Origin of the sequence: Neisseria sp., assembly GCF_030523955.1 — a bacterium.
GTDB lineage: Bacteria > Pseudomonadota > Gammaproteobacteria > Burkholderiales > Neisseriaceae > Neisseria.
The window spans coordinates 1-25,802 of record NZ_JAUNHL010000040.1 but is presented as its reverse complement, the minus strand read 5'-3'; the positions used below and the strand labels follow the sequence as shown (position 1 = coordinate 25,802).

Annotated in this window: 28 protein-coding genes and 2 pseudogenes; 18 read left to right on the top strand and 12 right to left on the bottom strand. The window is 49.0% G+C overall.

What is annotated here, in order from left to right; translation table 11 throughout:
* Nucleotides 1-393 precede the first annotated feature (393 nt).
* The 6 genes from Q4C79_RS09210 to Q4C79_RS09185 all read right to left on the bottom strand — a co-directional run bounded on the left by Q4C79_RS09210 (nt 394) and on the right by Q4C79_RS09185 (nt 4,289).
* On the bottom strand, nt 394-762 hold the full coding sequence (locus Q4C79_RS09210) for a VanZ family protein (RefSeq protein WP_303090728.1): 369 nt from the start codon (nt 760-762) through the stop codon (nt 394-396).
* Entirely contained in the window at nt 759-965 is a 207-nt protein-coding gene (locus Q4C79_RS09205; protein ID WP_303090727.1) for a dioxygenase, read from the bottom strand. Before Q4C79_RS09205 ends, Q4C79_RS09210 begins: the two co-directional genes overlap by 4 nt.
* A 119-nt stretch (nt 966-1,084) precedes the next feature.
* Complete coding sequence (gene argA, locus Q4C79_RS09200; RefSeq protein ID WP_303090726.1) at nt 1,085-2,398, bottom strand: amino-acid N-acetyltransferase; 1,314 nt, start codon at nt 2,396-2,398, stop codon at nt 1,085-1,087.
* A gap of 57 nt (nt 2,399-2,455) precedes the next feature.
* On the bottom strand, nt 2,456-2,866 hold the full coding sequence (locus tag Q4C79_RS09195; protein WP_303090725.1) for an MJ0042-type zinc finger domain-containing protein: 411 nt from the start codon (nt 2,864-2,866) through the stop codon (nt 2,456-2,458).
* 166 nt (nt 2,867-3,032) lie between these two features.
* Complete coding sequence (pyrE, locus tag Q4C79_RS09190; protein WP_303090724.1) at nt 3,033-3,674, bottom strand: orotate phosphoribosyltransferase; 642 nt, start codon at nt 3,672-3,674, stop codon at nt 3,033-3,035.
* A gap of 81 nt (nt 3,675-3,755) precedes the next feature.
* Nucleotides 3,756-4,289: a TetR/AcrR family transcriptional regulator gene (locus Q4C79_RS09185; protein ID WP_303090723.1), complete on the bottom strand. Its 534-nt coding sequence runs from the start codon at nt 4,287-4,289 to the stop codon at nt 3,756-3,758.
* Nucleotides 4,290-4,385: 96 nt separating this feature from the next.
* Here Q4C79_RS09185 and Q4C79_RS09180 point away from each other — a divergent pair, with 96 nt between their 5' ends.
* The 5 genes and pseudogenes from Q4C79_RS09180 to Q4C79_RS09160 form a co-directional block, all read left to right on the top strand.
* Nucleotides 4,386-4,895: an HPP family protein gene (locus Q4C79_RS09180; RefSeq protein WP_303090722.1), complete on the top strand. Its 510-nt coding sequence runs from the start codon at nt 4,386-4,388 to the stop codon at nt 4,893-4,895.
* An 11-nt stretch (nt 4,896-4,906) separates the two neighbouring features.
* Nucleotides 4,907-5,518, top strand: a complete 612-nt coding sequence (locus tag Q4C79_RS09175) for a glutathione S-transferase family protein (RefSeq protein ID WP_303090721.1) — start codon at nt 4,907-4,909, stop codon at nt 5,516-5,518.
* A 290-nt stretch (nt 5,519-5,808) separates the two neighbouring features.
* On the top strand, nt 5,809-6,339 hold the full coding sequence (locus Q4C79_RS09170) for a cytochrome c (RefSeq protein ID WP_303090720.1): 531 nt from the start codon (nt 5,809-5,811) through the stop codon (nt 6,337-6,339).
* A 164-nt stretch (nt 6,340-6,503) separates the two neighbouring features.
* The gene (locus Q4C79_RS09165; protein WP_303090719.1) at nt 6,504-7,280 is read left to right on the top strand and encodes an exodeoxyribonuclease III; all 777 of its coding nucleotides are present in this window, start codon (nt 6,504-6,506) and stop codon (nt 7,278-7,280) included.
* Nucleotides 7,281-7,320: 40 nt separating this feature from the next.
* A pseudogene (locus Q4C79_RS09160) lies at nt 7,321-7,410 on the top strand (lipoprotein signal peptidase); the annotation flags it as partial.
* Nucleotides 7,411-7,592: 182 nt separating this feature from the next.
* Here the strand turns inward: Q4C79_RS09160 and Q4C79_RS09155 are convergent.
* Complete coding sequence (locus Q4C79_RS09155) at nt 7,593-8,069, bottom strand: type IV pilin protein (protein ID WP_303090718.1); 477 nt, start codon at nt 8,067-8,069, stop codon at nt 7,593-7,595.
* A gap of 83 nt (nt 8,070-8,152) precedes the next feature.
* The gene (locus tag Q4C79_RS09150) at nt 8,153-8,557 is read right to left on the bottom strand and encodes a type IV pilin protein (RefSeq protein WP_303090717.1); all 405 of its coding nucleotides are present in this window, start codon (nt 8,555-8,557) and stop codon (nt 8,153-8,155) included.
* A gap of 446 nt (nt 8,558-9,003) precedes the next feature.
* Here Q4C79_RS09150 and Q4C79_RS09145 point away from each other — a divergent pair, with 446 nt between their 5' ends.
* The 11 genes and pseudogenes from Q4C79_RS09145 to Q4C79_RS09095 all read left to right on the top strand — a co-directional run bounded on the left by Q4C79_RS09145 (nt 9,004) and on the right by Q4C79_RS09095 (nt 18,598).
* Nucleotides 9,004-10,182 carry an efflux RND transporter periplasmic adaptor subunit gene (locus Q4C79_RS09145; RefSeq protein WP_303090716.1) on the top strand — a complete coding sequence of 393 codons (1,179 nt, stop codon included), beginning with the start codon at nt 9,004-9,006 and terminating at the stop codon, nt 10,180-10,182.
* An 11-nt stretch (nt 10,183-10,193) separates the two neighbouring features.
* The gene (locus tag Q4C79_RS09140) at nt 10,194-12,131 is read left to right on the top strand and encodes a MacB family efflux pump subunit (RefSeq protein WP_303090715.1); all 1,938 of its coding nucleotides are present in this window, start codon (nt 10,194-10,196) and stop codon (nt 12,129-12,131) included.
* A gap of 70 nt (nt 12,132-12,201) precedes the next feature.
* On the top strand, nt 12,202-13,599 hold the full coding sequence (locus Q4C79_RS09135; protein WP_303090714.1) for a TolC family protein: 1,398 nt from the start codon (nt 12,202-12,204) through the stop codon (nt 13,597-13,599).
* A gap of 13 nt (nt 13,600-13,612) precedes the next feature.
* A pseudogene (locus tag Q4C79_RS09130) lies at nt 13,613-13,765 on the top strand (lipoprotein signal peptidase).
* Between the two features lie 79 nt (nt 13,766-13,844).
* Nucleotides 13,845-14,588, top strand: coding sequence for a DNA repair protein RecO (gene recO / locus Q4C79_RS09125; protein ID WP_303090713.1), 744 nt, complete (start codon nt 13,845-13,847; stop codon nt 14,586-14,588).
* 208 nt (nt 14,589-14,796) lie between these two features.
* Nucleotides 14,797-15,528, top strand: coding sequence for a pyridoxine 5'-phosphate synthase (pdxJ, locus tag Q4C79_RS09120; protein WP_303090712.1), 732 nt, complete (start codon nt 14,797-14,799; stop codon nt 15,526-15,528).
* A gap of 65 nt (nt 15,529-15,593) precedes the next feature.
* A complete protein-coding gene (acpS, locus tag Q4C79_RS09115; protein WP_303090711.1) occupies nt 15,594-15,971 on the top strand; it encodes a holo-ACP synthase in 378 nt (125 codons plus the stop codon).
* Nucleotides 15,972-16,136: 165 nt separating this feature from the next.
* Nucleotides 16,137-16,949 carry an NUDIX domain-containing protein gene (locus tag Q4C79_RS09110; RefSeq protein ID WP_303090710.1) on the top strand — a complete coding sequence of 271 codons (813 nt, stop codon included), beginning with the start codon at nt 16,137-16,139 and terminating at the stop codon, nt 16,947-16,949.
* A gap of 200 nt (nt 16,950-17,149) precedes the next feature.
* Nucleotides 17,150-17,698 carry a DsrE family protein gene (locus Q4C79_RS09105; RefSeq protein ID WP_303090709.1) on the top strand — a complete coding sequence of 183 codons (549 nt, stop codon included), beginning with the start codon at nt 17,150-17,152 and terminating at the stop codon, nt 17,696-17,698.
* Nucleotides 17,699-17,738: 40 nt separating this feature from the next.
* Entirely contained in the window at nt 17,739-18,167 is a 429-nt protein-coding gene (locus Q4C79_RS09100; RefSeq protein WP_303090708.1) for a hypothetical protein, read from the top strand.
* Between the two features lie 113 nt (nt 18,168-18,280).
* Complete coding sequence (locus Q4C79_RS09095; protein WP_303090707.1) at nt 18,281-18,598, top strand: accessory factor UbiK family protein; 318 nt, start codon at nt 18,281-18,283, stop codon at nt 18,596-18,598.
* A gap of 52 nt (nt 18,599-18,650) precedes the next feature.
* Here the strand turns inward: Q4C79_RS09095 and Q4C79_RS09090 are convergent, their stop codons facing one another.
* A complete protein-coding gene (locus tag Q4C79_RS09090; RefSeq protein WP_303090706.1) occupies nt 18,651-20,150 on the bottom strand; it encodes a YifB family Mg chelatase-like AAA ATPase in 1,500 nt (499 codons plus the stop codon).
* A 390-nt stretch (nt 20,151-20,540) separates the two neighbouring features.
* Between Q4C79_RS09090 and Q4C79_RS09085 the strand changes: the two genes are divergently transcribed.
* Together Q4C79_RS09085 and Q4C79_RS09080 are read left to right on the top strand one after the other, a co-directional pair.
* Nucleotides 20,541-21,491, top strand: coding sequence for an SPOR domain-containing protein (locus tag Q4C79_RS09085; RefSeq protein WP_303090705.1), 951 nt, complete (start codon nt 20,541-20,543; stop codon nt 21,489-21,491).
* Between the two features lie 46 nt (nt 21,492-21,537).
* The gene (locus Q4C79_RS09080) at nt 21,538-22,245 is read left to right on the top strand and encodes a thiol:disulfide interchange protein DsbA/DsbL (protein ID WP_303090704.1); all 708 of its coding nucleotides are present in this window, start codon (nt 21,538-21,540) and stop codon (nt 22,243-22,245) included.
* 546 nt (nt 22,246-22,791) lie between these two features.
* Here the strand turns inward: Q4C79_RS09080 and Q4C79_RS09075 are convergent.
* The 3 genes from Q4C79_RS09075 to Q4C79_RS09065 form a co-directional block, all read right to left on the bottom strand.
* Nucleotides 22,792-23,724, bottom strand: a complete 933-nt coding sequence (locus Q4C79_RS09075; RefSeq protein ID WP_303090703.1) for a hypothetical protein — start codon at nt 23,722-23,724, stop codon at nt 22,792-22,794.
* Between the two features lie 400 nt (nt 23,725-24,124).
* The gene (gene erpA / locus Q4C79_RS09070) at nt 24,125-24,463 is read right to left on the bottom strand and encodes an iron-sulfur cluster insertion protein ErpA (RefSeq protein WP_303090702.1); all 339 of its coding nucleotides are present in this window, start codon (nt 24,461-24,463) and stop codon (nt 24,125-24,127) included.
* Between the two features lie 131 nt (nt 24,464-24,594).
* The gene (locus Q4C79_RS09065; RefSeq protein ID WP_303090701.1) at nt 24,595-25,284 is read right to left on the bottom strand and encodes a helix-turn-helix transcriptional regulator; all 690 of its coding nucleotides are present in this window, start codon (nt 25,282-25,284) and stop codon (nt 24,595-24,597) included.
* Between the last annotated feature and the right edge of the window lie 518 nt (nt 25,285-25,802).

Here is a 25,802-nt window from a genome sequence, read left to right as displayed (position 1 = left end):
GCTTCTGCTGCTAGCACCGCTGCATCTGCTGCTAGCAAATAATCTGTTATCTATTCCTAGAACACAGAATAAAAAGCAGGATACCCTTGGGTATCCTGCTTTTTATTCTGCTTTTATTCTTCGTAAGATACTTGTTTGATAGGGGATTTAATTACTTCGATACAAGGCAAGCAAGTCGCAGACAGTACAACAAGGTACGAACCCGATTCTGTTACCGCTTTAGCGGCTTACAAAATCGTTTTCTTGGTCTAAGGTGCAGCAACCGCAGATTGAGTTTGTAAGCTGCCAAATTGTGGTTAGCAGATAGATTCTGTACTATTTTTACTATTTTCCCGGTTGAACCTTGTTTAAATGTAGTGTTATTTCACAATATATAAGCGTGTGAGTGTTTATTTAATTGCTTGTAGAATTTTTCAAAATTTGTCGGGTAAGCAGCAGGGCGGCGGTAGCTCCGAGCATGTCGGCGACAATATCAAAAATATCACCTGATCGGGTTTGGGTAAGTGTGGCCTGCGCGATTTCACTGCTGATGGCAAACAATAGAGCGAAAACAGTCAAGCCTATCCACGGTGGTTGGCGGTTTGCTTCGCGGTAAGTTCTGGCAAGGAGCCAGATTTGGGCAAAGAACAGGCTGAAATGGGCAAATTTATCGAAATAGGGAAAGGGTGGCGCGCTGCCGCTGCTTTCTTTTAAGAGGCCATACCAGCAAGCGATGTGCCATAATAGGGAAAATAGCAGAAAGCGGTTTTTGGGAGGCATCAGTGATGCTCCTGATCTAGCCAGTTTTGACAAGTGGCGGCGATTTTCAAGAATTTGCCGCCTCTTGCATTTAATAAATCACGCCACTGAGTTACTTCCTCAATAGAAGGTGCTTCGTCAAGGCTACATTCATGCAACCAGAAGTCCAGTGTTTCGGCCACTACGCCGGCGGACTCGGTTTGAATCAGATTGATCAGTTCGGACACGGTATCACACAATTTAATAGTCAAGAAATTAAGACTTCGGGCTGATAACGTTCTTAGTGTTATCAGCCCTTATTGTATCCTTTTTTCATGCTATTGTGCGGGGGAGCGGAGAGGCGATGTTATTCCAAAGGCATCATAAAAATTTTAGAACGGCGTTTGCTTTCCTCATACTCTTGACGGCGCTCATTAGGCAACTCTTCAGGGGAGGCGGTTTGAAAACCGCGTTCGATAAACCAGTCGCCGGTGTGCGTGGATAAAGCGAACAGCTTGTGCAGTCTGCGGGCACGGGTTTCTCTGACAACGTGTTCCAGTAACAGTTCGCCGTAACCACCATCTTGGGCATTGGGGGAAACCACTAAGCAAGCCAGTTCGGCGGCTTGCTCTTCTTCGAACATTTTGAGTGCCACGCAACCGTAAATTTGACGATCGTGTTCGAGTACAAAAAATTCACGGATGTGGTTTTCCAAATATTCGCGGCTGCGCTTGAGCAGGATACCTGCTTCTTCCAATGGACGAATTAGGCTGATGATATCGGCAATATCGCTGCTGCCGGCTTGGCGTATGCTCATAAACGGTGCTTGGGAGAAGGAAGTGCCGGTACCCTCGCGAGTAAAAAGTTCACTCATCAGGCTGCCGTCTTCCAAACCTGATAAAACATGTACGCGTTGCACTTGATTTTCTACTGCAGTAAGGGCGGACTGTACCAAACGGCGCTGATTGGGCTGGATGCGGCCGTTTTCCAGCAAACCACGCGCTTCGTTGGCGGAGAGGTTGGGAATCAGCAGTCCATCTTCATCCATAATGCCTTCAGGTTCAACCACAAAAATCAATTTTTCGGCTTTCAGGGCAATGGCGGCGGCTTCGGCTATATCGGCCATACTGAGATTGAAAGTTTTGCCGCTCAGTGAAGCGCCCAACGGGCTGATTAGTGCAACTGCACCGGCATCGAGCCGCTGTTGGATGGCATCGGCATCGATTTTGCGTACACGACCGGTGTAGCCCATATCTATGCCGTCGATGATACCGAACGGGCGGGCGGAAACGAAATTGCCGCAAGCGATACGCAGGCGTTTTCCCCGTTGCGGCGAATGGGCAATGCCGACTGCCAGCGCGGCTTCAATATCGAAACGAATCATGCCGCAGGCTTGTTTGGCGCGGATTAAAGTGGCTTCGTCAGTGATGCGACGCCCGCCGTGGTATTGGGGAACAATGCCGGCAGTTTCGGAAAGGGCGTTGATTTGGCGGCGTGAGCCGTGCACCAACACGATTTTGACGCCGAGGCTGGCTAATAAGTTGATGTCGGAAGCCAAAGAGTGCAACACGGGGTTTTCCAACATGCTGCTGGCGATACCGATGACCAATGTTTTGCCGCGTAGGTAGTCGATATAAGGCGCTGCTTCGCGGAAGTCTTTCACAAAATTGGGTGTGGTCACGGATCGTTCTCCCGTTGAATGGCGGCGGTAATTGGGTGAGGAAATGGCACGCCGAGGTTATTTGATAATCAAAACCAGATAAAACAGTTGGATAATCAATATGGTAAGCGCGACCATGCTGGGTAAGGTCCAGTTGAAATCCTGTTTGTTCCGGTTTTGCAGCATATCGGCCAGAGCCAGCGATTTTTGCTCGTTGGTGAGCATATTGTCTAGTAGCTCGGCGATTTCGCCGCGTGAAAGCTGCTTGTGGGTGCGTACAGGGGTGCCGATTTTTTGTACCAGTTTGGTGTCGGTTTGTGCGGCAGGCAATAAATCGGGGTGGAAATTCTCTGGCGTCGGCCGGGTATGGCTGCGCGCTTGGAATAATCCCTGGCAGGTACGGCAAACCACATAGCCTTGTGCCAGATTAAGCTGGCTGTCCTTCACCCAAAGCTGGGTGCTGCAATGAGGACAAACACATAAAGGCATGACGTTTTCTTTCGTTGGTATTATGGATAGCGGATATTTTAAGCAATTTCAATGGGGTTGCAAAGAAAAAGCATGGGTAACAACAATGCCTGTCTGAAAAACGTTTCAATGTTTTCAGACAGGCATTTTTTCAAATAGATATCGTGCAAAAGGATTTAAATAAAGGTTAAATCACGCCGTAACGCTCGCGGTAAGCTTGCACCGGAGCCAGATAGGATTGGAAGTTTTCATTGTTTTGCAGCAGGGAAAGCAGATCGCGCAAATTGGCGATGGACACAACCGGCAAACCGTATTGCTGTTCTACTTCCTGTACGGCCGATTGTTCGCCGCTGCCTTTTTCCATGCGGTCGAGCGCGATGGCAACGGCGGCGGGGATGGCACCTTCGGCTTCGATTAACTTCACCGATTCGCGTACCGAGGTGCCGGCGGAAATCACATCGTCGATAATCAGCACGCGGCCTTTTAAGGGCGCACCCACCAGCACGCCGCCTTCGCCGTGGTCTTTGGCTTCTTTGCGGTTGTAGGCAAACGGCACGTTAATCCCTTTTTCAGCCAGCATCATGGCGGTGGCGGCAGCAAGAATGATGCCTTTATAAGCGGGGCCGAACAGCATATCGAATTGAATTTTGCTCTCGATAATGGCTTGGGCATAGAAACGCGCCAGCGCAAGGGTGGAAGCACCGTCGTTAAACAGGCCGGCATTGAAGAAATAGGGCGACTGGCGGCCGGCTTTGGTGGTGAATTCGCCGAACTTCAAGACGTTTTGTTCGAGTGCGAATTTGAGGAAATCTTGGCGGAAATCAGACATATCGGGTTTTCTTTCGGTGCAGATAAAAATAATCGGAATAATTATAAAGGAAGCGCTTCTCAGATAACAGATAAGAAGGCGCTAACCGGCTGTTTGGCCGAAAGGTGCAGGTATGTGCAGCAAATCGGATTGCCCGGCCTGAGCGGCCACGATTAGTCCTTCGCCGTAGATGAAAACACTATTGGCCAGTGCGTCGGCATCGGCAGCGCCGCCGTGTTGCAGGCGGGTTTGTAGGATTCGACGTATCTGTTGCTTGTGTTGTGCGGCATGGCGGTGGGGGAGCGAAGTATCGTCGGAAAATTCGGCGCAGGCATTGATAAACATACAGCCGTAAAAGCCTTCCGATTGCGTCCATGTTTTGATGAAATCCAAATAGGCGTCGGCGGCTTGTTCCGGCGGTCGTTTTTCTAATGCGCTTTGCATGCTGTCGATAAATTGTTGGTGGCGGTATTGTAAAACCGCATCGATCAAGCCGTCTTTGCTGCCGAAATGGGCGTACAGCGTGCGCTTGGTGGTGCCTGCGCGTTGTGCCAACATTTCGACGCCGCAGGCGTGGAAGCCTTCGCGGTAAAAGGAGGTATAGGCGGTTTCGATGATTTTTTGACGGATGTCCATAAATTTTCCTTGCGTAAGTATACCGATTGGTATACTCTGGTTTGTATACCGTTCGGTATATTTTTACATTGTAGAAGATTTTTAAGGAAAGATAAAATGGATTATCTGAAAAAATGGCCGTCGCCTACTGAATCCTGTCCGGCTCGTTTGCCGTTGCGTACCATTGTGCTGGCCGGAACCGGTGCGGGCTTGGCGACGGCAGCGTTTGCTTACAGCGGCGACTGGTTGCATCTGCCTTTGGTTCTGGGCTCGTTCGGTGCCAGCTGCTTATTGGTATTTGCTTATCCGCAAAGCCCGTTTTCACAGCCGCGTAATGTAATCGGCGGGCATTTCGTTTCCAGTTTGACCGGTTTGGTATTGATGGCTTTGCTTGGTGTAGATGCTTGGAGTATGGCATTGGCGGTTGCAACGGCGGTGGCTTTAATGTTGTTATTGCGCGTACCACATCCGCCGGCGGGATCGAATCCACTGATTGTGATGACGCTGCAGGCGGGTTGGTCGTTTTTGTGGACGCCGACTTTGTTTGGTTCTCTGATTGTGGTGGCGGTGGCTTTGTTATATAACAATCTGGGTAGCGGTCGGCGTTATCCGACGTATTGGTTTTAAAAAGGAGCAGCATGATGCGTTTACATATTGGTGATAAAGAGGTGTCGACTTGGTCGATGAGGCCGTGGTTGCTGTTGAAGGAGTTGGGCGTGCCGTTTGAGGTGGAAGAACATCGGTTTTTGGATGATGTGTCTTTGCAAAGGCAGCAATGGCGTGCATTTTCGCCTACCTCTAAGGTGCCGGTATTGGAAGATGGTGAAAGGGTTATTTGGGACAGCCTGGCCATTTGTCTTTATTTGGCTGAGCGTTTCCCCGGGATTTGGCCGCAAGATCCGGCGGCACGGGCGTGGTCGTATTCGGCGGTGGCGGAAATGCATTCCGGATTTACCGCGTTGCGTACGCAATGCCCGTTTCCGGTTCGGGCGGAGAAAAGAGTGATGGAGAAGGTCGGTTTGGCGATGGATTTACAGCGGATAGACGAATTGTGGCAACAGGGATTGGCGCAGTTTGGCGGCGGTTTTTTAGCTGGCGACACATTCAGCCTGGCTGATGCTTATTATGCGCCGGTGGTGCTGCGTTTGGATTTTTACGGTTTGATCGGAGCCATGAGCGCATCTTCTCAGACTTATATCGCGAGGATTGGTAACTTGGCCGGCGTGAAGGAGTGGTGCGCAAGAAATTGATTGTTTTATCGCCGTACCGATAAAAGAATAAAAGAGTGTTTTTCAGACAGGCATTTTATGGGTAATGCCTGTCTGAAAGTTTTGTAAATCGTAAACAGCAAGTTAAAGGCGTGTTTGGTCTGTTTCTGACCAAAACAGCCGAAATAAAGGTATCATTTCGGAATATCCGAATAAAGGATAAGGAAAAACTTTCTGAAAACGGGCTGGTCTGATTTTGTATCTGCTTGCCAATCGGAGCAGTTAAAAATAAATCAATAAATAAAGTGCTTTAAACCAAAAGGACGCTAATCATGAATAAATCCATTATTACCTTATGTTCGCTTGCTGCTTTGACTTTGCTGGCCGCTTGCGGTGGGCAACAAAACAGTAACACGCCGCCTCAGGCTCGAAATGCTTCTTCCGTTGCTGCCGCCAGCGCGCCTGTTGCTGCGACCGCTACCTTTAAGCCTAAAGAAGCGGTGGAAGAGCGCGAGCGTTTGATGAAATCGTTTAAGAAAGACTTCGGTACCATCGGCAAAATGTTAAAAGGCGAAACTCCTTATGATGCCGCTGCTTTCCAAGCCGCTGCCGACAGCTTGGATGCCAATGCGGGCAAGCCTTGGGCTTATTACACGGCTGAAAGTGCCAATGAAAAATCAGAAGCCAAAGCCGAGATTTGGAGCAAGCCCGATGAATTCAAAAAAGAAATCGATAAGTTCACTGCGGCAACCGCTGCTTTGAAAGTTGCAGCGGCAGCGGGAAATTTAGAAAGCGTGAAAAAACCGGCCGGCGAAGTGGGGCAAAGCTGTAAGTCTTGCCACGATGCCTTCCGTGCCGATTAAACCTTCAAACCGTATCGAATGCCTGTCTGAAAACGTATCAATCGGTTTTCAGACAGGCATTCTTCATATTCGGAAACGCTTGGTGATTGCAATCAATCTGCTGCCGCCAAAAGCAGAAGGATGAGGTAGAATAGCGGCTGTTTTTTATTTGCCAGGAATTTATTGTGTTGAAAATTATCTCTGCCAATGTAAACGGTATCCGCTCCGCCTATAAAAAAGGCTTTCACGAATACATCGCCGCTTCCGGCGCGGATATTGTTTGCGTGCAGGAATTAAAAGCACAGGAAGCCGATTTGTCGGATGACATGAGAAATCCGCATGGTATGTTCGGTGCGTGGCACTGTGCGGAAAAACGCGGTTACAGCGGCGTGGCGGTATACAGTAAACAAAAACCGGATTGTATTCAGACAGGCATGGGCATTGAGGAATTCGACCGCGAAGGCCGTTTTGTGCGTGCCGACTTTGGTAATCTTTCGGTGATTTCTCTGTATCTGCCCTCGGGCACCAGCGCGCCGGAGCGCCAAGAGCTGAAATACCGTTTTCTCGATGCTTTTTATCCGATGCTGGCGGAAATGAAGGCGCAAGGGCGTGATATCGTGGTATGCGGCGATTGGAACATTGCGCATCAAAATATTGATTTGAAAAACTGGAAGGGCAATCAGAAAAATTCAGGTTTTCTGCCTGAAGAGCGGGCGTGGATAGGCAGGGTGATTGCCGATTTGGGTTGGGTGGACATGTGGCGCACCTTATATCCTGAAGAGCCGGGCTATACTTGGTGGAGCAACCGCGGGCAGGCTTATGCGAAAGATGTCGGCTGGCGGATTGACTACCATATGGTTACGCCCGGTTTGGCCGCCAAAGCGCGGGGCGCGCATGTGTATAAGGAAGAGAAGTTTTCCGATCATGCCCCTTTGGTGGTGGACTACGATTATCAGATTTAAACGCTAAACCGTTTTTTCAGACAAGCATTCGTATGAATGCCTGTCTGAATTTTATTCTCCGAGACCTTTGCAAAACCCCCATCTGCGGCGCATTTCTGCGTTGTGCGCTGCTCGCTCGCTTGCCTATCTATAGCAGATTTAATTAATTTTCGATACAAGGCAGCAAGCCGCAGACAGTACAAGTAGTACGGCAAGGCGCAGCAACGCCGTAGCGAAAGTTAAGTTAATCTGCTATATCTGATATGTCTGCGCTCGCTGCGCTGACGCCTTGAACTGCATCCGCATCCGGGGGTTTTGCAAAGGTCTCTCCGTTTATTGCCGGTAAATCTTGCAAATGCGATCGGTGCCGTTGGCGGCGGAGAAAAAATCGCTATTGTCTGCGCAGCTGCTGCGGCTGCTTTCGCATATCTGGCTGTTCAAATCTTCGCCGATTTTCAAAATCCGCGGCTCGTTGGCCGGATTTTTGGCCACAGCTTTGAGCGTGTAGCGCTCATCGTTAGCGCCGCGCGCATTGCCTTGCGGGCGGATGCAGAAATGTTCGGTTTCCGTTATCGGCAGGGCGGGCCAAGTAGTCGAGGTGGCTTTGAAACTTTTGCGCTGATGGTAGAAGCGTTCCATATACTGGGCGTTTTGCAGCAGTGCAGCATGAGCTTCGGCCAGCCTGGCATCTCGGGCATGGCGGCTGTAAGCCCAAGTTGACAAACTCGCCAGAATACCGGCGATGGCTATCGTAATAATCAATTGGACAAGCGTGAACCCGCGTGAGGCGGTTATGGAACAAGCCTGCATATCGTTTCCCCCTTTGTTTTTTATATGGAGAGGCTATATGCAGGCTAGTATGATATAAATTTTTGATATAGTAAACTGGAGAATTATTTCACTTCGCATTTGGCATCTGAAGCTGCTGATTCGCAGATCAGCATGATGTTGCTGTCGTCAACCCGTAAAACACGGGATTCGTTTGAGTTATTGCTATTGGCAACGGCTTGCAGGGTAAACGTATCGGCTGTTTGCGAGTTGAAGCTAATATCAAAATACTGGTTTTGTTTAAGGTTGTCGGCATGGAAGCCAGCGAAGGAGCGGTTTTGGATATAGTAGCGCTCTATATTTTGCGCATTAATCAGCAGATCGGAACGCGCGTTTTCGATTCGGGAATTACGGATGTAGCTGTCGTAAGAAGGATAGGCAATGGTGGCCAGAATGGCTACTACTAAAACGATAATTAAGAGTTCCGGAAGGGTAAACCCTCGTTCGAGAGACGGTTTTTCAGTAATCATAATGTTGGGTTGGTTATTATTTTTTAGATTGGATGGAGTACTATTTTTGTGCGAACAAATTGCAACAGATTCGGTAAAACCGGGTGTTTTTTAAAGTATCTTTGCAGGTGTTCCTCAATACCGGCAGTTTAAAGAAGTAAGGATGATTCTTTCAACCGACGATATGTTTATTATACCTAAGAAACAGTAAAGACGCGGTTTTAACCTGTCTGTAACAAGTGAAAAATTTTGTATTGTTTCAGACAGGCATTCGGGTGGGTTTTGTATTGCTTTGTTTGCTAATGGAAAGTTAGTATTTTTCTAGCCGGGAATATGTAAAATGGCTGTTGTATTTTTATTTGAAAACAGTATGTTAGTTGCGTATAAAAAAGAGAGCGGCTTGGCATTGTAAGATGATTACAGTACACTTCGTTCCGATTTAAACATACAACAGAGTATATATAACGATGAAAAAGGCGATCAAGTGGGTAGCCGGCTTATTGCTGCTGGCGATAGTCGCGTGGGGGGCTTGGACGTATTTCAAGCCTAAGGATACGGTGACTTATATTACGGAAGAAGTCAAACGCGGCAATATTAAACAAACGGTATCGGCCACCGGCGAGATCGCTTCCTCACATTTGGTTGAGGTGGGTGCCCAGGCTTCGGGCCAGATTAAGAAACTGTATGTGAAATTAGGCCAGAAAATCAAAAAAGGCGATTTGATTGCCGAAATTGATTCGCGTACGCAGGTTAATACCTTAAATACCAACCGTGCGCAATTGGAAACTTATCAGGCGCAGCTGGCTTCGGCGCAAATCGCGCTAGGAACCGCCGAGAAGAAATATGCGCGCGAAAAGGCTTTGTGGGCGAAAGACGCTACTTCCAAGGAGGAATTGGAAGATGCGCAAGATGCTCTGGCTTCGGCTAAAGCAACCATTAGCGAATTGAAGTCTTCCATCAAACAAACACAAATTTCTATTAATACCGCAGAAACCGATTTGGGCTATACCCGCATTACCGCGCCGATGGACGGCACGGTGGTGGCGATTCCGGTAGAAGAAGGCCAAACGGTTAACGCCAATCAAAGCACGCCTACTATCATCCAATTGGCCGATTTGGAAACCATGCTGAACAAAATGCAGATTGCCGAAGGTGATGCCACCAAAGTCAAAGCCGGCCAGAAAGTGAAATTCACGATTTTGTCCGAGCCTGACCAACAAATCGAGGCAGTGTTGGATACCATAGATCCGGGTTTGACCACCATGTCGCAGGGTAGTTACAGTACCAGCACCGATACCACGGAAAGCGCAATCTATTATTACGCGCGCGCTTTGGTACCCAATGAGCAAGGTAAGTTGGCCATCGGTATGACGACTCAAAACACGATTGAAATCAATAGTGCCGACAATGTACTGGTGATACCGAGCACCGCGATTAAAAAACAGGGCGGTAAGTCGGTAGTAAGGGTTCAGGGTGCGGATGGCCAGGCTAAAGATCAGGAAATCACCGTTGGTTTGAAAGACAGTATGCATACGGAGGTGAAATCCGGCTTGAAAGCGGGCGATAAAGTGGTTTTGTCGGAAATGAGCGCGGCTGAAAAAGCGAAAAGCCAGAACAGCAACATGCGCGGCGGCCCGCCGATGTAGGAGCGTATGGCATGAGCTTAATCGAGTGTAAAAACATCAACCGCTATTTCGGCGAGGGCGCCAACCGGGTTCATGTTTTGAAAGATGTGAACCTCAGCATCGAAAAAGGTGATTTTGTTGCGATTATCGGCCAATCCGGCTCCGGCAAATCGACGTTGATGAATATTCTGGGGTGTTTGGATGTTGCCTCTTCCGGCTCTTACCGGGTAGACGGCACCGAAACTTCGCAGATGACGGCGGACGAATTGGCTGGTTTGCGCCGCAAGCGCTTCGGCTTTATTTTTCAGCGCTACAATTTGCTGAGTGCTTTGAGTGCACGGGAAAATGTGGCACTGCCCTCGGTTTATGCCGGCTTGGAACATAAAGACCGAGTGAAACGTGCCGACCAGTTGCTGCACCGCTTGGGCTTGGACGGCAAGGAGGGCAACAAGCCGAGCGAGCTTTCCGGCGGCCAGCAGCAACGGGTATCGATTGCGCGGGCGCTGATGAACGGCGGCGAGATTATTCTGGCCGACGAGCCGACCGGTGCGCTGGATTCGAAGAGTGGTGAAAATGTGATGGAAATCATCCACCAGCTGCACAGCGAAGGCCACACCATCATCATGGTTACACATGATCCGAACATTGCGGCGCAAGCCAACCGGATTGTGGAGATTAAAGACGGCTACATCATTTCCGATACCAGTAAAAATACCGATATTGCGCCCAGTAGCATTCAAAGTATTCAGGAAAATATTTCTTGGTCGTTTTACAAAGACCAGTTCTTGGAATCGTTCAGGATGTCGGTACAGGCGATTGTGGCGCATAAAATGCGCTCGTTGCTGACCATGTTGGGCATTATTATCGGTATTGCTTCGGTGGTGTCGGTGGTGGCTTTGGGCAAGGGGTCGCAGGAAAAAATCCTGTCCGACATCAGCTCGATGGGTACCAACACCATCAGCATCTATCCAGGCAAAGGCTTCGGCGACAGACGATCGAGCAGGATTAAAACCCTGACGGTGGCCGATGCCGAGGCAATTTCGCAACAAAGCTATGTGGACAGCACCACGCCGCAGACTTCGTCCAGCGGTACGCTTACCTACCGCAATACCGATTTGACCGGCCAGCTTTATGGCGTGGGCGACCAGTATTTTGATGTACGCGGATTGGAATTGGAAAGCGGCCGTTTGTTTGATGCGTCGGATGTGAAAAGCGATGCGCAGGTAGTGGTCATCGACCGCAATACCCGTAATAAGCTCTTCGACGAAACGACCGATCCTCTGGGTAAAGTGATTTTGTTCAAGAAACGGCCGTTGACGGTAATCGGCGTATTGAAAGAGCAGAACAGCTCGTTTGTGAACTCCGACAGCCTGCAGCTTTATGCTCCCTATACCACCGTGATGCATCAGATTACCGGTGAGAGTTACACCAATTCGATTATCGTGAAAATCAAAGATACGGCCGATTCGCAGGTGGCACAGAAAGGGTTGACCGAGCTGCTGACCGTGCGCCACGGCACCGAAGACTTTTTCATGCGAAACAGCGACAGCATCAAGCAGACCATCGAAAGCACCACCGGCACCATGACCTTGCTGATTTCGTGTATCGCACTGATTTCTTTGGTGGTCGGCGGCATCGGCGTGATGAACATCATGCTGGTGTCGGTTACCGAGCGCACCCGCGAAATCGGCGTGCGGATGGCGATCGGCGCGCGCCAGTCGAATATCTTGCAGCAGTTTCTGATTGAAGCGGTGCTGATCTGTGTGATCGGCGGTTTGGCCGGCGTGTTGATTTCCGTGGTGATCAGTATGTTGTTCAATCATTTCGTAACCGATTTTGCCATGTCGTTTTCTATGGTTTCGATTATCGGCGCAGTGTTGTGTTCGACCGCCATCGGCGTATTGTTCGGTTTTATGCCGGCCAACCGCGCATCCAAACTCAATCCGATCGATGCGCTGGCGCATGATTGATTGTTTCAGACAGGCATACCGGTGTTCCATGCCTGTCTGAAAAACTTGCAGACAAATACAAAGGTATGTGATGAAGTCTTCAACGATAAACCTACGCACAACCGCGTCCTTCGCAGCCGTGTTACTGGCCGCCGGCTGCGCCACCCACACCGTTAACCCGCAGCTTACCGTTGCGGCCACCGGACAAGTGGTTTCTGAAGCCGAGAGCGCTGCGCGTTACCAAGTGAATCCCGAATGGTGGACGGTGTACCGAGATGAAAAACTCAATGCCTTGATTAATCAGGCGCTGGCCAATAATATCGACTTGAAACAGGCGGCGATTGATGTTAACAAGGCGCTTTACCAAGCCAACATTCTCGGCGCCAATCTGGTGCCTTCTTACAGCGGCAGCCTGAGTGGCAATACCAGCCGCAACCTGAAAGAAGGCGGCAGCAGCAACAGCTTCAGCAGCCAGTTGGGTTTGAGCTACGAATTGGATTTGTGGCGCAAATTGAGCGCCACCGCCGATGCGCAGGTGTGGACTTATCAGGCCACGCAGCAGGATTTGGCTTCCAGCCGCCTGACGCTGATTAACAATGTTGCCGACGCCTATTTCAACATTGCCTATCTGAACGAAGCGATTAAGCTGACCGAACAATCGCAAGAACGCTATCGGGAAATCCACCGCATCGCGCAAGCCAAATACCAGCATGGCAAAGTTTCTTCTGCCGAGCCGACCCAGAGCGAGCAAAGCCTGCTTTCCGCCCAAAATACCTTGATTTCGTTGCAAACCAGCCGGACCGAAGCCGAGCAAACCTTGCGCAACCTGTTGAACCTGCCGCCCAATCAGGCCATGGCAGCCGATCCGGCGGGCTTTAATTTGGCCGAAACGATACGGCCAGATTTGAACGTGCCGATTTCCGTGTTGGCCAACCGGCCCGATTTGCGCGCCGCCGAAGCGCGTTTGCAATCCGCTTCGCAAAGCTTGGTGGCGCAACAGCGCAGTTGGTACCCCACCATCACCTTAGGCGCGAGCTTGGGTGCCACTTCCGACAAGGCTTCGAACCTGTTCAATATTCCGATGTTGGGCGGTAGCGTGGCGATTAACCTGCCTTTTCTGAATTGGCAGACATTAAAGTGGGAAAATAAAACCGCCCAAGCCGATTTCGACAGCGCACGGCTGGATTTCGAGCAGGCGCTGACCACCGCATTGAACGAAGTGGCCGCCAACTACCAGCATTACCGCCAGGCCGAAGCTTCGTTGGACAATCTGGAACGCAAATACCGGCTCGACCAGAAAAACAGCCGCTATTACCAAACCCGCTACCAATACGGCAAAAACGAATTGTCCGATTGGCTCTCTGCACTCAACACCGAATACAGTTCGGCGCAAAACCTGTTGAACCAGCGTTACCAAGCACTGAAATATGAAAATATGGTGTATAAAGCGATGGCCGGCCGTTATCGGGTGAAAGGCGCAACAGAATAAGCAGCAGAGACCTTTGCAAAATCCCCATCTGCGGCGCATTTCTGCGTTGTGCGCTGCTCGCTCGCTTAGCCTATCTACTTGATATATCTGCACTCGCTGCGCTGCTGCGCCTTGAACTGCATCCGCATCCGGGGTTTTGCAAAGGTCTCAAGCAGCGTTTTCGTAACGATATGCCTGTCTGAAAAAACTTTTCAGACAGGCATTCATATATAATCACGAGGCTGTAACCTTTTTATCTTAATCTTATGTCTGAAAAATCCGGCCGCATCAACCACGAACCTGTCTTTTTACTCACCGCCACCCCGTGGCGGGAAAGCAGTTTGTGGCTGGAAATGTTCAGCCGCCGCTACGGCCGCGTGGCCTTGCTCGCCCGCAGCGCGCGCAAAGCACAATCCGAACTGCGCGGCGTGCTGGTACCGTTTGTGCCGATCAGTGCCTCTTGGTACGGCAGTCAGGAATTGAAAACCCTGCACCGCGCCGAATGGCTGGGCGGCTGGCCGCAGCCGCAAGGGCGCGCATTGTTCAGCGGTTTGTATGTTAACGAGCTGGTGTTGAAGCTGACCGCACGCGAAGACCCGCATCCGAAACTTTATGACGCACTGGCAACCGTGATGAGCCGGATTGCCGTTGTGCCTAACCACGTTGCCGATTTGCGGGTGTTCGAGTGGACATTGATGAAAGAATTGGGCTTGGCACCCGATTTGGCGCAAGATGGCAACGGTACGGAAATCAGCGAACAGCAGCGTTATTATCTGGCGCCGCAGCAAGCGGTTGAGCCTTTATCGGCGGCCGGTACGGGTGCTGTTGAAGGCGTAACGGTAGACGGCGGTACCTTAATCGGTTTGCGCGAAGGCCGTTTTCACAGCGGCAAGCATTTGCAGCAAGCCTTGCAACTGAACCGTATGCTGTTGGATTTCTATCTGCCGCAAGGCATCAAATCGCGGCAGGTATTGCAACAGATGCAGGATTTTCAGACAGGCATACTGTAGGTCGTGTAGTCGACTGCGTTGCGGCGGTATTTTTGGTTAAAATCCGCACCTGCGGCGTTAAAAATGCTCGCAAGATGTTCAATCTTGCTGTGCTTTTTGCCTTGCATCTGCGGATTTTTCCTCAAAAAACCGCTTCGCAAGTATTCTGACTACACGACCTAAGCATCGATAAAATATTGATTCAATTGAGCAAAAAAAGGACAAAACCATGTTATTAGGCGTAAACATCGATCACGTCGCCACTTTGCGCAATGCGCGCGGCACCACTTATCCCAGTCCGCTGGAAGCGGCGCTGATTGCCGAAACCCACGGTGCCGACCTGATTACCCTGCATTTGCGCGAAGACCGCCGCCACATCAAAGACGATGACGTATTTGCCATTAAACAAGCCATCCGCACCCGCATGAATCTGGAAATGGCGATGACCGAAGAAATGTTGGAAAACGCCTTGAATGTGTTGCCCGAAGATGTGTGCATCGTGCCTGAACGCCGCGAAGAAGTCACCACCGAAGGCGGCTTGGATGTGGCCGGCCAGCAGGAGAAAGTTGCCCGTTTTACCGAAACACTGACTCAGGCCGGTATCCGCGTATCGTTGTTTATCGATGCCGACGAACGCCAGATTCAGGCGGCGGCCGACGTCGGCGCACCGGTTATCGAATTGCATACCGGCGCGTATGCCGACGCCCACAGCCATGCCGAGCGCGTACAACAATTAATGCGCATCGAAGAGGGTGCGCATTTTGCCAGCGATTTGGGGCTAATCGTTAATGCAGGCCACGGCCTGACCATACACAACGTTACCCCGATTGCCCAAATCCTTGCCATCCGCGAATTGAACATCGGCCATTCGCTGATGGCGCAAGCCATTTTCCTCGGCCTGCCCGAAGCCATCCGCCAAATGAAGGAAGTGATGTTCCGCGCCCGTGCCGTACCTTATTAATTTAATAGAAAAATACACATAATGCCTGTCTGAAAAATTATCTATAAAAGAAAAGGAGAAACCGGATGATTCATGGTATCGGCACCGACATGGTGGCCATCAAACGCATCGAAGCGCTGTATAAAAAATACGGCCAGACTTTTGCCGAGCGCATTTTGCATCAGGCCGAATTAATGGAATGGCAGACGGCCGCCCAGCCGGTGAATTTTCTGGCCAAACGATTTGCCGCCAAGGAGGCTTTCGCCAAGGCGGTCGGCACCGGCGTACGCGGCGCGGTAACCTTGCGAAATGTCGGTGTCGGCCACGACTTGGCCGGCCGGCCGGAATACGTCTATACCCCCGTGCTGCAAGCCTGGCTGGATGAGCAGGGTATCCGTGTCGTGCACCTGAGCATGAGCGATGAAAACGATCAGGTGATGGCGTTTGCGGTGGCGGAAAAATAAGTTTTCCGCAAGCTTTGGCAGAATAAGGTTTGGTTTTGGGTTTGATTTTTCTGCCTGTACCGGCATCCGATTATCAGGATTGGCGGTACAGGCAGAAAACCATCATCAAAAGCGATTTTCCAGTGAACTTAAAACGCCTCAAGAAAGTCAAAAAGCAGTTGAAATATGATTATGATTCCCTCCACAGAACCCCCTTTTATTTCCGTTGTCGCCGGAGTTGTGCTCAATCATGAGGGCGACTATCTGCTCAGTTCGCGTCCGGCCGGCAAGCCTTATGCCGGCTACTGGGAATTTGCCGGCGGTAAAGTCGAAGAGGGCGAAAGTGAACTGGCGGCTTTAAAGCGCGAATTTGAAGAAGAACTCGGCATTCATATCCATCATGCAACGCCTTGGTTGAGTAAAGTTCACCGCTATGAGCACGCCATTGTTTCTTTGCGTTTTTTCCGCGTGCGTGCGCAAGATTGGTCGGGTGAGTTACAGGCTAAAGAAGGACAAAACTGGTCGTGGCAGCGAGCGGGTGATTTCGATGTGGCACCGATGTTGCCGGCCAACGGCCCGATTCTGTCGGCTCTGGCGGTTCCTAGCGAATTAAGCGGCAATCTGCTGACCGGCTTTCTTGGCGAAAACCGTATGGGAGAATACCGCGTGGTACCGTTCGCCCAGGCAGAGCAGCAGCACCGGCGCGTGTTGATTAGCGAACCGCAGCTGTGCGCATACGGAAAACTGCCCGAAGCCGACAGTGTTTGGGTGGCTATCGAAAAGCCGGCGCAATTTGATAGGGTGCAAGATGCCGATGTAGCGGTGGTATCGGTACGCAGTTTAGAGATGGCCGAATGGGCGAAGCAGAGGCTATCGCAAGGCGTGTCGCTTCCTTTTGTGGTGTTGGCGGATGAACCGTTCTATCGGCAATATCAACATGTCTGGCAGCAGGCGGGTGCGCAGGCGGTCGTTCGGAATAATCACATAGAAACCGTTTGAGACAAAGCGGAAGCGGCTCAGGAGAGAGTATATTAGTGAAGCTGCCATGTGTTTTCGATACAAGGCGTAGCGATTCCGTAGCGGGATAAGCGAATTCACTATGAGAGGGAAAAATACGGAACAACAGCGGAAATCGGAATGTTTTTCCGATATGCCGTTGCGTTGAAAAATGAGACAAATGAAATCAGGAATTTATTGATATGTATAAACGCCAGTTATCGGCTTGTTTATTGTCGGCTGCTTTGTTAGCCGCTCCTTTTGCTGCTGTTGCCAATAATGCACCGGTGCCGGGTTCGGCTGTTGAAGCGGCGCAGGAACCGTTGAAGGTTTTGTTCCATGTTAGCGAGAAGGATCGCTTGGATGCGGCTTTGGGCAATACGGAAAATCTGTTGAAATCCTTGCAGCCGGGCGAAAGCGCCCAAATCGAAGTGGTCATGAACGGCACCGCTCCGGATAGGGCGGATGCCAGCAAACCCGAATTGCAGAGTTTTACCCAATATTTGAAAGCCGCTTATCATTTTGTACTGGGTTTGTTCGGCTCTAATGATCAGAAACTGTCGGTAACCACTTTGCAGCGTATGCAAAATTTGTCGGAACAAGGTCATGTGCGTTTTGTGGTTTGTAAAAACTCGCTCAAAGGCTTGGGTATTGATGAAAAAAATATTCCCGAATTCATCAGCGTGGTACCGGCCGGAGTAACCGAGTTGGCGCGTAAAGAGCGCGAAGGTTATGCCTACTTGAAACCGTAACCGGCTTGGCGGTGAATCATAACAATAAGGGAAAAATCAATTGGTTCAAAACCGAAAATGGTTGTTTATCGGCCTTGCTTTGTTGGTATTTGCAGCGGTAAAAGTGGCGGCTCTATATTGGTGGACGCAGAGCCAGCCCACAGCAGAAACCGTTGCTGCTTGTGATGTGCGCATCGGTTGCACGCTGCCGGATGGTACAAAGCTGAAGTTCGGCACACCGGTGGGCGTGAAAACACCTTTTGATATCCGGCTGGATGCCGTACCGCCGTTGGTAAAACAGGTGTCGGTCAGCTTTTCCATGCGCGATATGGACATGGGCTTCAACCGCTATGATTTGAAACGCCAAGCAGATGGCAGCTGGCTGGCAGAGGGTGTCCGTTTGCCGCTGTGTACGCAGCAGCGTCATGATTATCTGGCCGATATTCACATCGGCGGCAAAAGTTACCAAGTCGGCTTCACTGCCGAATAAGCGCATAAGGTTTATTGCTTGAGCAATGCCTGTCTGAAACAGACTGTGGTTTTCAGACAGGCATTTTACCGATACAATGCACTATCTGTTTTATTCTTAATGAAGGAGTTGCCATGTTGGGTAAGAAATTATTTGAAGAAGTCAGCGCCAAAGTAAGCGAAACCATTGCCAACAGCCCGGCGAAAGACGTTGAGAAAAATGTGAAGGCCATGTTGGGCAGCGCATTCAACCGCATGGATTTGGTAACCCGCGAAGAATTCGATATCCAACAACAGGTTTTGATTAAAACCCGTACCAAGCTGGCCGAATTGGAAGAACGCTTGAAGCAATTGGAAGCACAATTAAATCCGCAGGCGGCCGTGCAGCAACCTGAGCCTGCCGCCGTAAAAGAAACAGAAGCGGAAACCGAGGCTTCGGAACATACCGAATAAACTGATGGATATATATAAAACCGATAGCTTATCAAAGTTATCGGTTTTATATTTATAAGGCTCTGCGCATGGCAACCGCTCTGAAAACGTGTTCCGCCGTTACCGTGTCATCTTCGGCCAAATCAGCCAAGGTGCGGGCAACGCGCAAAATACGGTGGAAACTGCGGGCGGAAAGCGATAATTTCTCCAACAGTGAGCCTAAGGTTTCTTTGGCTTCGCGGCTGATTTGGGCAAGTTGATCCAGATCGGTAGGCGACAAGCGGCTGTTGAGTTTGTTTTGCCGCGCATATTGTTTGTCTCTCGCCTGCATAACCCGTTCTAATACTTTTGCACTGCTTTCGCCTGCTTGGGCATGAATCAAATCGGCGGCGGGAAGGGCGGGCACTTCAATCACCAAATCAATACGGTCAAGCAGCGGCCCGGAGATTTTGTTGCGGTAGCGCAAAATGCTGTCGGGCGTGCAGCGGCAAGGTTTGACCGGATGGCCGTAATAACCGCAAGGACAAGGGTTCATTGCGGCAACCAGTTGGAATTCGGCAGGATAGACTGCCTGCCGCGCCGCCCGTGAAATATGGATTTCGCCGCTCTCCAGCGGTTCGCGTAGCGCTTCCAAAACTTTACGGTCGAACTCCGGCAGCTCATCCAAAAAGAGCACACCTTTGTGGGCAAGCGAGATTTCACCTGGTTTCGGATCCGAGCCGCCGCCCACTAAAGCGACAGCGCTGGCGGAATGGTGAGGGGATTTAAAAGGGCGGCGCCGGCCGATGTTTTGAATATGGTTGGGTAGCAGTGAATATAATGTCCACACGGCAATCCGTTCTTCATCGGTAAGCGGCGGCAAAATCGAAGGCAGCCGCTGAGCCAGCATGGATTTACCGGTTCCCGGCGGCCCCATCATCAGTAAACTGTGCCCGCCTGCTGCGGCAATTTCTAAAGCCAGCCGGGCGGTATGCTGGCCTTTAATATCGCGCATATCGGGTAACTCGTCGGCTTCCGGTAAGGAAAGCATATCGTTGCCTGCTTCCAAACGATCAATCGCTTCAACGCCGTTGAGATGTGCAGCCACTTGGCCGAGGCTGAGCGCACCGTAAAGCTCGATACCGTCCATGGCTGCGGCTTGCCGGGCGTTTTCCAACGGTAATACAAACGCACGCCCTGCTTTCATTCCTTGCCAAGCCATGGCCAACGCGCCGCGAACCGGACGAACGGCACCGGATAATGCCAGTTCGCCGGCAAATTCGTATTGAGAAAGTTTGTCGGATAATACTTGGCCGGAGGCGGCGAGAATGCCCAAGGCAATCGGTAAATCAAAACGGCCGGATTCTTTGGGTAAATCGGCAGGCGCCAGGTTCACGGTGATTTTGGCGGCCGGAAAGTCAAAACCGCTTTGCAAAATAGCGGCACGCACGCGGTCGCGGCTTTCTTTCACTTCAGTATCCGGCAGGCCGACAATATTGAAAGTCGGCAGACCGTTGGCCAGATGGGTTTCCACCTCCACTAACGGTGCATTCATACCGCACAGTGCGCGGCTATTAACCAGTGAAAAAGACATTTATACCTCTTAATGTTGTTTTAAATTTTATTATCAATTCTAACAGTAACCTTGATTACTGAATAGTAAGTGACAACACAGCTATATTTCAGTGCTCGATTTGCACCTTATGGTTGATTATCCATGGTGCTTGTAAGAAAAAATGTGAGTTGGAAATTTGATATCGTTAAACTGTCTGTATTTGATGTTTGACGGATAATTCCTATGGGAAAGTTTGAATATTCTGTGTGGCAATGATTAAATCGCCGTGGTTGGCAAACAATATATCCGGCTGCTGTGTAATGGAATGCAAACGATTTGGGCAGGTGGCCGGATAATTTGCTAAAATAAGCTGCTTATCGTCCCAAACCTCTGGGTGAGGGGTATTAAATAAAAAATACAGGTATGGTTATGATGAATCAGAACAAACAGTCCGGTAAGGGATTGGCAGGTTTTTTTGTAGGGTTGTTACTGGCAACGGCTGTTATCGCCGGCGTGCTGTTTTTTTTGAATAAAAGTAATAAAACTGCCATCAAAACAGCCAGCCAGCCGCAGGTTCGGCAAGAAGCAGAAATTTTAGTGCCAGGTTCCGGCTCTTCCATTAGCCATGAGACCGCCTCACAAGCATCCTCCACAGTAGTTGTCGATACGGCTCCTCAAGCTTCGTCTACTGCGGTAAGTAAGGATGGCGGCAGTGCCAGTATTCCTTCTACGGTTCCCACCGAAACAACATCGCAGCCGGCCAGTGATCATACTGCCACTTCAGAAGCCGGTGCGGCGGTACCTTTGGAAGAGGAACCCGTGGCCATACCTGGTAAAGTAAAAACCGAGCAGCAAATCAAAGCCGAACAAATCAGACAGCAACAATTGAAAAAACAGGCGGAAGCCGAGCGATTGGCGAAGCTGAAAAAACAGGCAGAAGCGAAAAAGAAACTGGAGGCGCAAAAGCGTGAAGATACTAAGCCCTCTCCTGAGCAAATCCTGAATAGCGGCAATGTAGATAAAGCCCGTCAGCAAGCCAATAAAGAAGAAGCCGAACGTAAGAAAGCAGAAGCTGCGTTGAGTGGTCGGGCAGGACAAAGCCAAGAAAGTAAAGCCAAAATCGATAAGCAATCAGCTGCAACGAAGAAAAGTGGCAAGGTAGTGATTCAAGTCGGCTCTTACGGCAACAAACAAGCAGCAGATGCGCAGCGTGCCAAACTTGCCATGATGGGCGTGTCGGCACAGGTGGTTGAAGGCCAAGCGGGAGATAAAAGTGTTTATCGTGTGCAAACCGGCGAGTTGGATAGTGAGGCGGCCGCTTCCGTACGTAAGAAACTGCAACAAAACGGTGTACAAAGTTTAACCCGTTCCGTTCAATAAAATATCTCGTGCTCTAAGGCATGGATGTATGATTAAAGGATAAAATATGAAATTATTGAAAACTCGTGCGATTGCGGTTGCTGTCGGATGTTTGTTGGCTGCCCATTCTCATGCAGCCTTGGTCGAAGGACAAGACTATGAAGTGATGGCGAAACCCGTGCCGCAGCTGCAAAAGGATAAAGTGGAGGTATTGGAGTTTTTCGGTTATTTCTGTGTACATTGCTATCACCTCGATCCGATTTTGCTGAAACATGTCAAAGCATGGCCCAATGATGTTTATCTGCGCTCTGAACACGTGGTGTGGCAGCCGGAAATGATGGGTCTTGCACGGATTACGGCTGCGGTTAACCAATCAGGTTTGAAAATGCAAGCCAATCCGGCTGTCTTCAAAGCTGTTTACGAAGAGAAGAGAAGATTGGAAGACCCGGCTGTATTCAAGGAATGGGCGGTAGCTCAAACTTCATTCGACGGTAAGAAATTAATCGCCGCTTATGATTCTTTCTCCAACCAAGCCGAAGCTAAAAAAATGGCGGATTTGACTCAAGAATATCAAATTAGCGGCACACCGACTCTAATTGTGGGCGGCAAGTACAAAATGCTATTTTCCGGTAGCGACTGGAATGCCAACATGAAAAAGGTGGAAGAAATGATTAATCAGGTGCGTACTGAGCGCGGTATGAAAGCACCGGCAGGTAAAGCTGCTCCGAGCATAAAAAGTAAAGGCGCATCCATTGCCAAGGCAGCCAATAAATAAAAGCAGTTTCAATAATTTGAATTAAAACAACCCGGATAATCTTGAAGAATATAACTCTTTCTTCAGTATTATTCGGGTTAAAATTTTCCACAGTATCGGAATATAGGGTGAGAAAACTTATTTTTGTTACAAGGCAGAAAGCCGCAGCAATTTCGTAGCTAAGTAATTAAATCCGCTTAACATTGCCGCCATCCAAAAAATAATGGCAAGTTACAAGCTAAAGTGCTGCTCTGGGGGGGCACAATTATCGAAAGAGTCGTCATTACCCTCTGATTTCGAGTTATAGCGGATTAGCTTAATTTTTGCTACGGCGCTGCTGCACCTTAGACCTTAGCTCGAAGAGAAATTTTGTGAGCCGCTAAAGCGGCAACAGAATCGGTTCCGCACGTGTGTACTGCATGAGGCATGCTGCCTTGTATCGAGAATTATTAAATCTGCTATATCGAAGTAATTTGAAACTTTATACTTAGTAAAACGAAATGCCTGTCTGAATATTTCAGACAGGCATTTCGTTTATAAAAAGATGAAAATGTAAATTAAATCTTTTTAGTTCTGCGAAGCATTTATCGGTTGCATAACCGGTACGCTAACTTCAGGTAAGTCATGATGCTTCGGAACAGCCGCAGAAGCTTGGTTTTGCTCTGCAGCCGGGGTAGGTATGGCGGTTGCTTGTGTAACAGCATTATTGCTGGTTGGTTGCGTAGTGTTGTTCGTGTTCGGTTCAGTAGCAGGAGGTACGGCAACGGTAGGTGCTGCGAGCGGGGCGGGTTTTGCATCGCTTGCGTTATTCGTGAAGAACAGTTGACCAACCATATAGGCCAGAGCCAACACAATGGTTAATATGCCAACCAACAGAATACCTGTAAGTATCAGGTACTTACCATGAAACCATTTGCGCCAACCCTCAAGTTGACCGAGTTCGACCATAAGCTGCTCTTCCAGCTCAGCACGAATTTGTTTGCGGAGCTGTTTCTCTTCTTCCTGCTTCTCACGCAATAGCTTATAAGCGATTTCATGCTTTTTCCGGTGTTCGAAAGCGATACGTTCCTGCCATTCGATTCGTTTGCGCTGGATGGTAGTTTCAGACATGTTTTCCAAGTGAAAACCACAGGTCGGGCAGTCATGTATGCTGGAGTCTTCCAGAATGGTGTAACACACAGGACACTGGGGTACAGGATCAGATAGGATACTGTCGCTATTGCCTTCATCCTGAATTTTTGAAGGATCTTCCGCAAACTCCAGAGAAAGGCGGACAATAACATCTAATCCTAAATAGTTGAAATAATGCTGGGCGTTTTGGCGTTCTTCATCGGTACAACGCTCGGCTATAATAGCTTGCCGTTGCTCAGTGAGGGCGTTGATGATATCGCTGGCTTCTTCATCTGGTAGGTTATCGCGAAGAAATGAATTGACACGCTCCGGATCTTCGCCCGGAGGGTATGAAACGTATACATCGTAAAATCTTGGTTGGGCTGTCATTACATTTCCGTGGCAATTAACATCAATATTACTACAGGTAATTTATATAAAAGAGACGGGTATTATAGCAGTATATCTAGAATGTGTGACTTCATGATTTGGTGTTTCGTTTTGCTGAAAATCAATTTTAGTCTAAACATATGTTACAAGTCGATCGACTCGTGGTAAAAGGTTTTGAAAGCAGATTTATGGTCATTACCTATCTATGTTGCTTCTTTCAACAGATCAAAGAAGGGATATTGTATGAAGAATAGTAACTATTCATGCAATATTTATTTAAACGATAAAAATAGGTTGAATGGTTGATTTGCTAAATTTCTGATGCTATATCAAGAAGAATCAATCGCTTGTAATACTTCAAACGATTGATTCCGTTTTTTTAAACATATTATAAATAGATTTAAACAGAAAATGAGGAGCCGCAACCGCAGGTAGTTGTGGCATTCGGATTGCGAATTACGAATTGGGAACCTTGAAGGCTTTCGGTGTAATCAATCTCAGCTCCTATTAAATATTGATAACTCATCGGATCAACTAAGAAAGTCAGGCCATTTGTTTCAATTTGAAAGTCATCGTCATTCACGATTTCATCAAAAGTAAAACCGTATTGGAAGCCGGAGCATCCGCCGCCATTAACAAAAACGCGTAATTTTAAATCGGGATTGTTTTCTTCTGCGATAAGATCTGCTACTTTGGCGCAGCAACTTTCGGTGAAGATAATCGGGTTTTCTTCAGACATGGCGGTATCCTTTATTTATGGTGTGTGGAGATATAAGCTATTGTGCGTACAAATTATATTGTCGCGCAAATGGATTCGCCTAGCAAGATTGGGACGACAGCGCTTTTTTCAAGCGGATGCTCTGGGTTGAGTTAAATACTGCGGCCAAACCATTCTACGCGACCGATAACGGCAATATCACCGCTCATTTTACGTAAATTGACTTCATATGCGGGATATGCGGAGTTGGCGGAGATGATGCGCACGATATTTCCAGGCATAATTTGCAAACGTTTAACCGTTAAATTGTCTTCAATGCGCAACACATATAACCCATCTTTTGGCGTATTGTCGGCATGATTAACCAGAATGCTGTCGCCGTCGTTGAATACGCCTTCCATTGCATCGCCTTTAACAGTGATAACGGAAAGTTGGTTGGTGCTGGCGTTTATATGCTTTTCCAACCATTGTCGGCTAAAGGCAAAGGTAAAGTTATCTGCTGTGTCGTGAGCGTTTCCGTTGCGTTGTTCCGTGGCTGGCTCAAGTTTGTAGCGGGGGATAAAAACAAAATCGTTTAGGTTGATATTGTTGCCGAGCGTATCTCGAACTGCCCCTTGTGCACCCGGCGCATCGGGAAACGGCTCGCCTTCTCCGGTGAGCAGCCAGTCTATGCTGCAGCCTTTGAGTTCTTTAATTTTCTTTAAGACTTCGGCTTTGGGCAAGCCGTTGTTATTCCAGATACGGCCGAATCCTGCGATGGTCATGCCGATTTCTTTGGCAATGGTGGCTTGTTTGGCTTGGTCTTTCCATAGGAAAATTAAGCGGTCTTTGAGTGTATTCATGAGCTCTGTCCTTTAAGGGATTTGTATTTGATAGTAATTTTGCGTATTGTACACAAATTATTTGTAGGGCATAAAGTTAATTTAAGTTTAATTAGATAATAATTTGCTTGGCTGCTTTGTTTTGTTTGAGATATTTGCCGTGTTTTTGCTAAAAAGAGGTATTTTGTAAGATCGTGGTGCGATAGAAGGGGCATTTGCGAAATTAAATATATCGGAAAGCTTATTTTTGATGGATACACGAGCTACGACAGTACGACAGTATGTAAGTATAGTGACTTAAATTCAGAATAGTACAGCGTTGCCTAGCCTTAGAGCGTGTATAGTGGATTAACTTAACTTTCGCGAAGGCCCTGCTGCGCCTTAGTTCAAAGAGAACGATATTGTAAGCCGCTAAAGCGGCAACAGAATCGGTTCCGTACGTGTGCACTTTCTGCGGCTTTTTGCCTTGCATCTGCGGATTTTCCCTCTTGAATTGTCAAACCAAGCGCAACGTTTTTCGAAACAGCACCTCATAAGCA

What these genes read in the sequence shown, in the direction of transcription:
- Q4C79_RS09085 (WP_303090705.1), top strand. Translation starts at nt 20,541, where the DNA reads ATGATGAATCAGAACAAACAGTCCGGTAAGGGATTGGCAGGTTTTTTT.
- Q4C79_RS09180 (WP_303090722.1), top strand. Translation starts at nt 4,386, where the DNA reads ATGGATTATCTGAAAAAATGGCCGTCGCCTACTGAATCCTGTCCGGCT.
- Q4C79_RS09090 (WP_303090706.1), bottom strand. Translation starts at nt 20,150, where the DNA reads ATGTCTTTTTCACTGGTTAATAGCCGCGCACTGTGCGGTATGAATGCA.
- Q4C79_RS09140 (WP_303090715.1), top strand. Translation starts at nt 10,194, where the DNA reads ATGAGCTTAATCGAGTGTAAAAACATCAACCGCTATTTCGGCGAGGGC.
- pdxJ (WP_303090712.1), top strand. Translation starts at nt 14,797, where the DNA reads ATGTTATTAGGCGTAAACATCGATCACGTCGCCACTTTGCGCAATGCG.
- Q4C79_RS09080 (WP_303090704.1), top strand. Translation starts at nt 21,538, where the DNA reads ATGAAATTATTGAAAACTCGTGCGATTGCGGTTGCTGTCGGATGTTTG.
- Q4C79_RS09150 (WP_303090717.1), bottom strand. Translation starts at nt 8,557, where the DNA reads ATGATTACTGAAAAACCGTCTCTCGAACGAGGGTTTACCCTTCCGGAA.
- recO (WP_303090713.1), top strand. Translation starts at nt 13,845, where the DNA reads ATGTCTGAAAAATCCGGCCGCATCAACCACGAACCTGTCTTTTTACTC.
- Q4C79_RS09175 (WP_303090721.1), top strand. Translation starts at nt 4,907, where the DNA reads ATGATGCGTTTACATATTGGTGATAAAGAGGTGTCGACTTGGTCGATG.
- Q4C79_RS09110 (WP_303090710.1), top strand. Translation starts at nt 16,137, where the DNA reads ATGATTATGATTCCCTCCACAGAACCCCCTTTTATTTCCGTTGTCGCC.
- Q4C79_RS09155 (WP_303090718.1), bottom strand. Translation starts at nt 8,069, where the DNA reads ATGCAGGCTTGTTCCATAACCGCCTCACGCGGGTTCACGCTTGTCCAA.
- Q4C79_RS09105 (WP_303090709.1), top strand. Translation starts at nt 17,150, where the DNA reads ATGTATAAACGCCAGTTATCGGCTTGTTTATTGTCGGCTGCTTTGTTA.
- Q4C79_RS09065 (WP_303090701.1), bottom strand. Translation starts at nt 25,284, where the DNA reads ATGAATACACTCAAAGACCGCTTAATTTTCCTATGGAAAGACCAAGCC.
- Q4C79_RS09185 (WP_303090723.1), bottom strand. Translation starts at nt 4,289, where the DNA reads ATGGACATCCGTCAAAAAATCATCGAAACCGCCTATACCTCCTTTTAC.
- Q4C79_RS09095 (WP_303090707.1), top strand. Translation starts at nt 18,281, where the DNA reads ATGTTGGGTAAGAAATTATTTGAAGAAGTCAGCGCCAAAGTAAGCGAA.
- Q4C79_RS09135 (WP_303090714.1), top strand. Translation starts at nt 12,202, where the DNA reads ATGAAGTCTTCAACGATAAACCTACGCACAACCGCGTCCTTCGCAGCC.
- Q4C79_RS09195 (WP_303090725.1), bottom strand. Translation starts at nt 2,866, where the DNA reads ATGCCTTTATGTGTTTGTCCTCATTGCAGCACCCAGCTTTGGGTGAAG.
- Q4C79_RS09170 (WP_303090720.1), top strand. Translation starts at nt 5,809, where the DNA reads ATGAATAAATCCATTATTACCTTATGTTCGCTTGCTGCTTTGACTTTG.
- Q4C79_RS09075 (WP_303090703.1), bottom strand. Translation starts at nt 23,724, where the DNA reads ATGACAGCCCAACCAAGATTTTACGATGTATACGTTTCATACCCTCCG.
- acpS (WP_303090711.1), top strand. Translation starts at nt 15,594, where the DNA reads ATGATTCATGGTATCGGCACCGACATGGTGGCCATCAAACGCATCGAA.
- Q4C79_RS09145 (WP_303090716.1), top strand. Translation starts at nt 9,004, where the DNA reads ATGAAAAAGGCGATCAAGTGGGTAGCCGGCTTATTGCTGCTGGCGATA.
- pyrE (WP_303090724.1), bottom strand. Translation starts at nt 3,674, where the DNA reads ATGTCTGATTTCCGCCAAGATTTCCTCAAATTCGCACTCGAACAAAAC.
- erpA (WP_303090702.1), bottom strand. Translation starts at nt 24,463, where the DNA reads ATGTCTGAAGAAAACCCGATTATCTTCACCGAAAGTTGCTGCGCCAAA.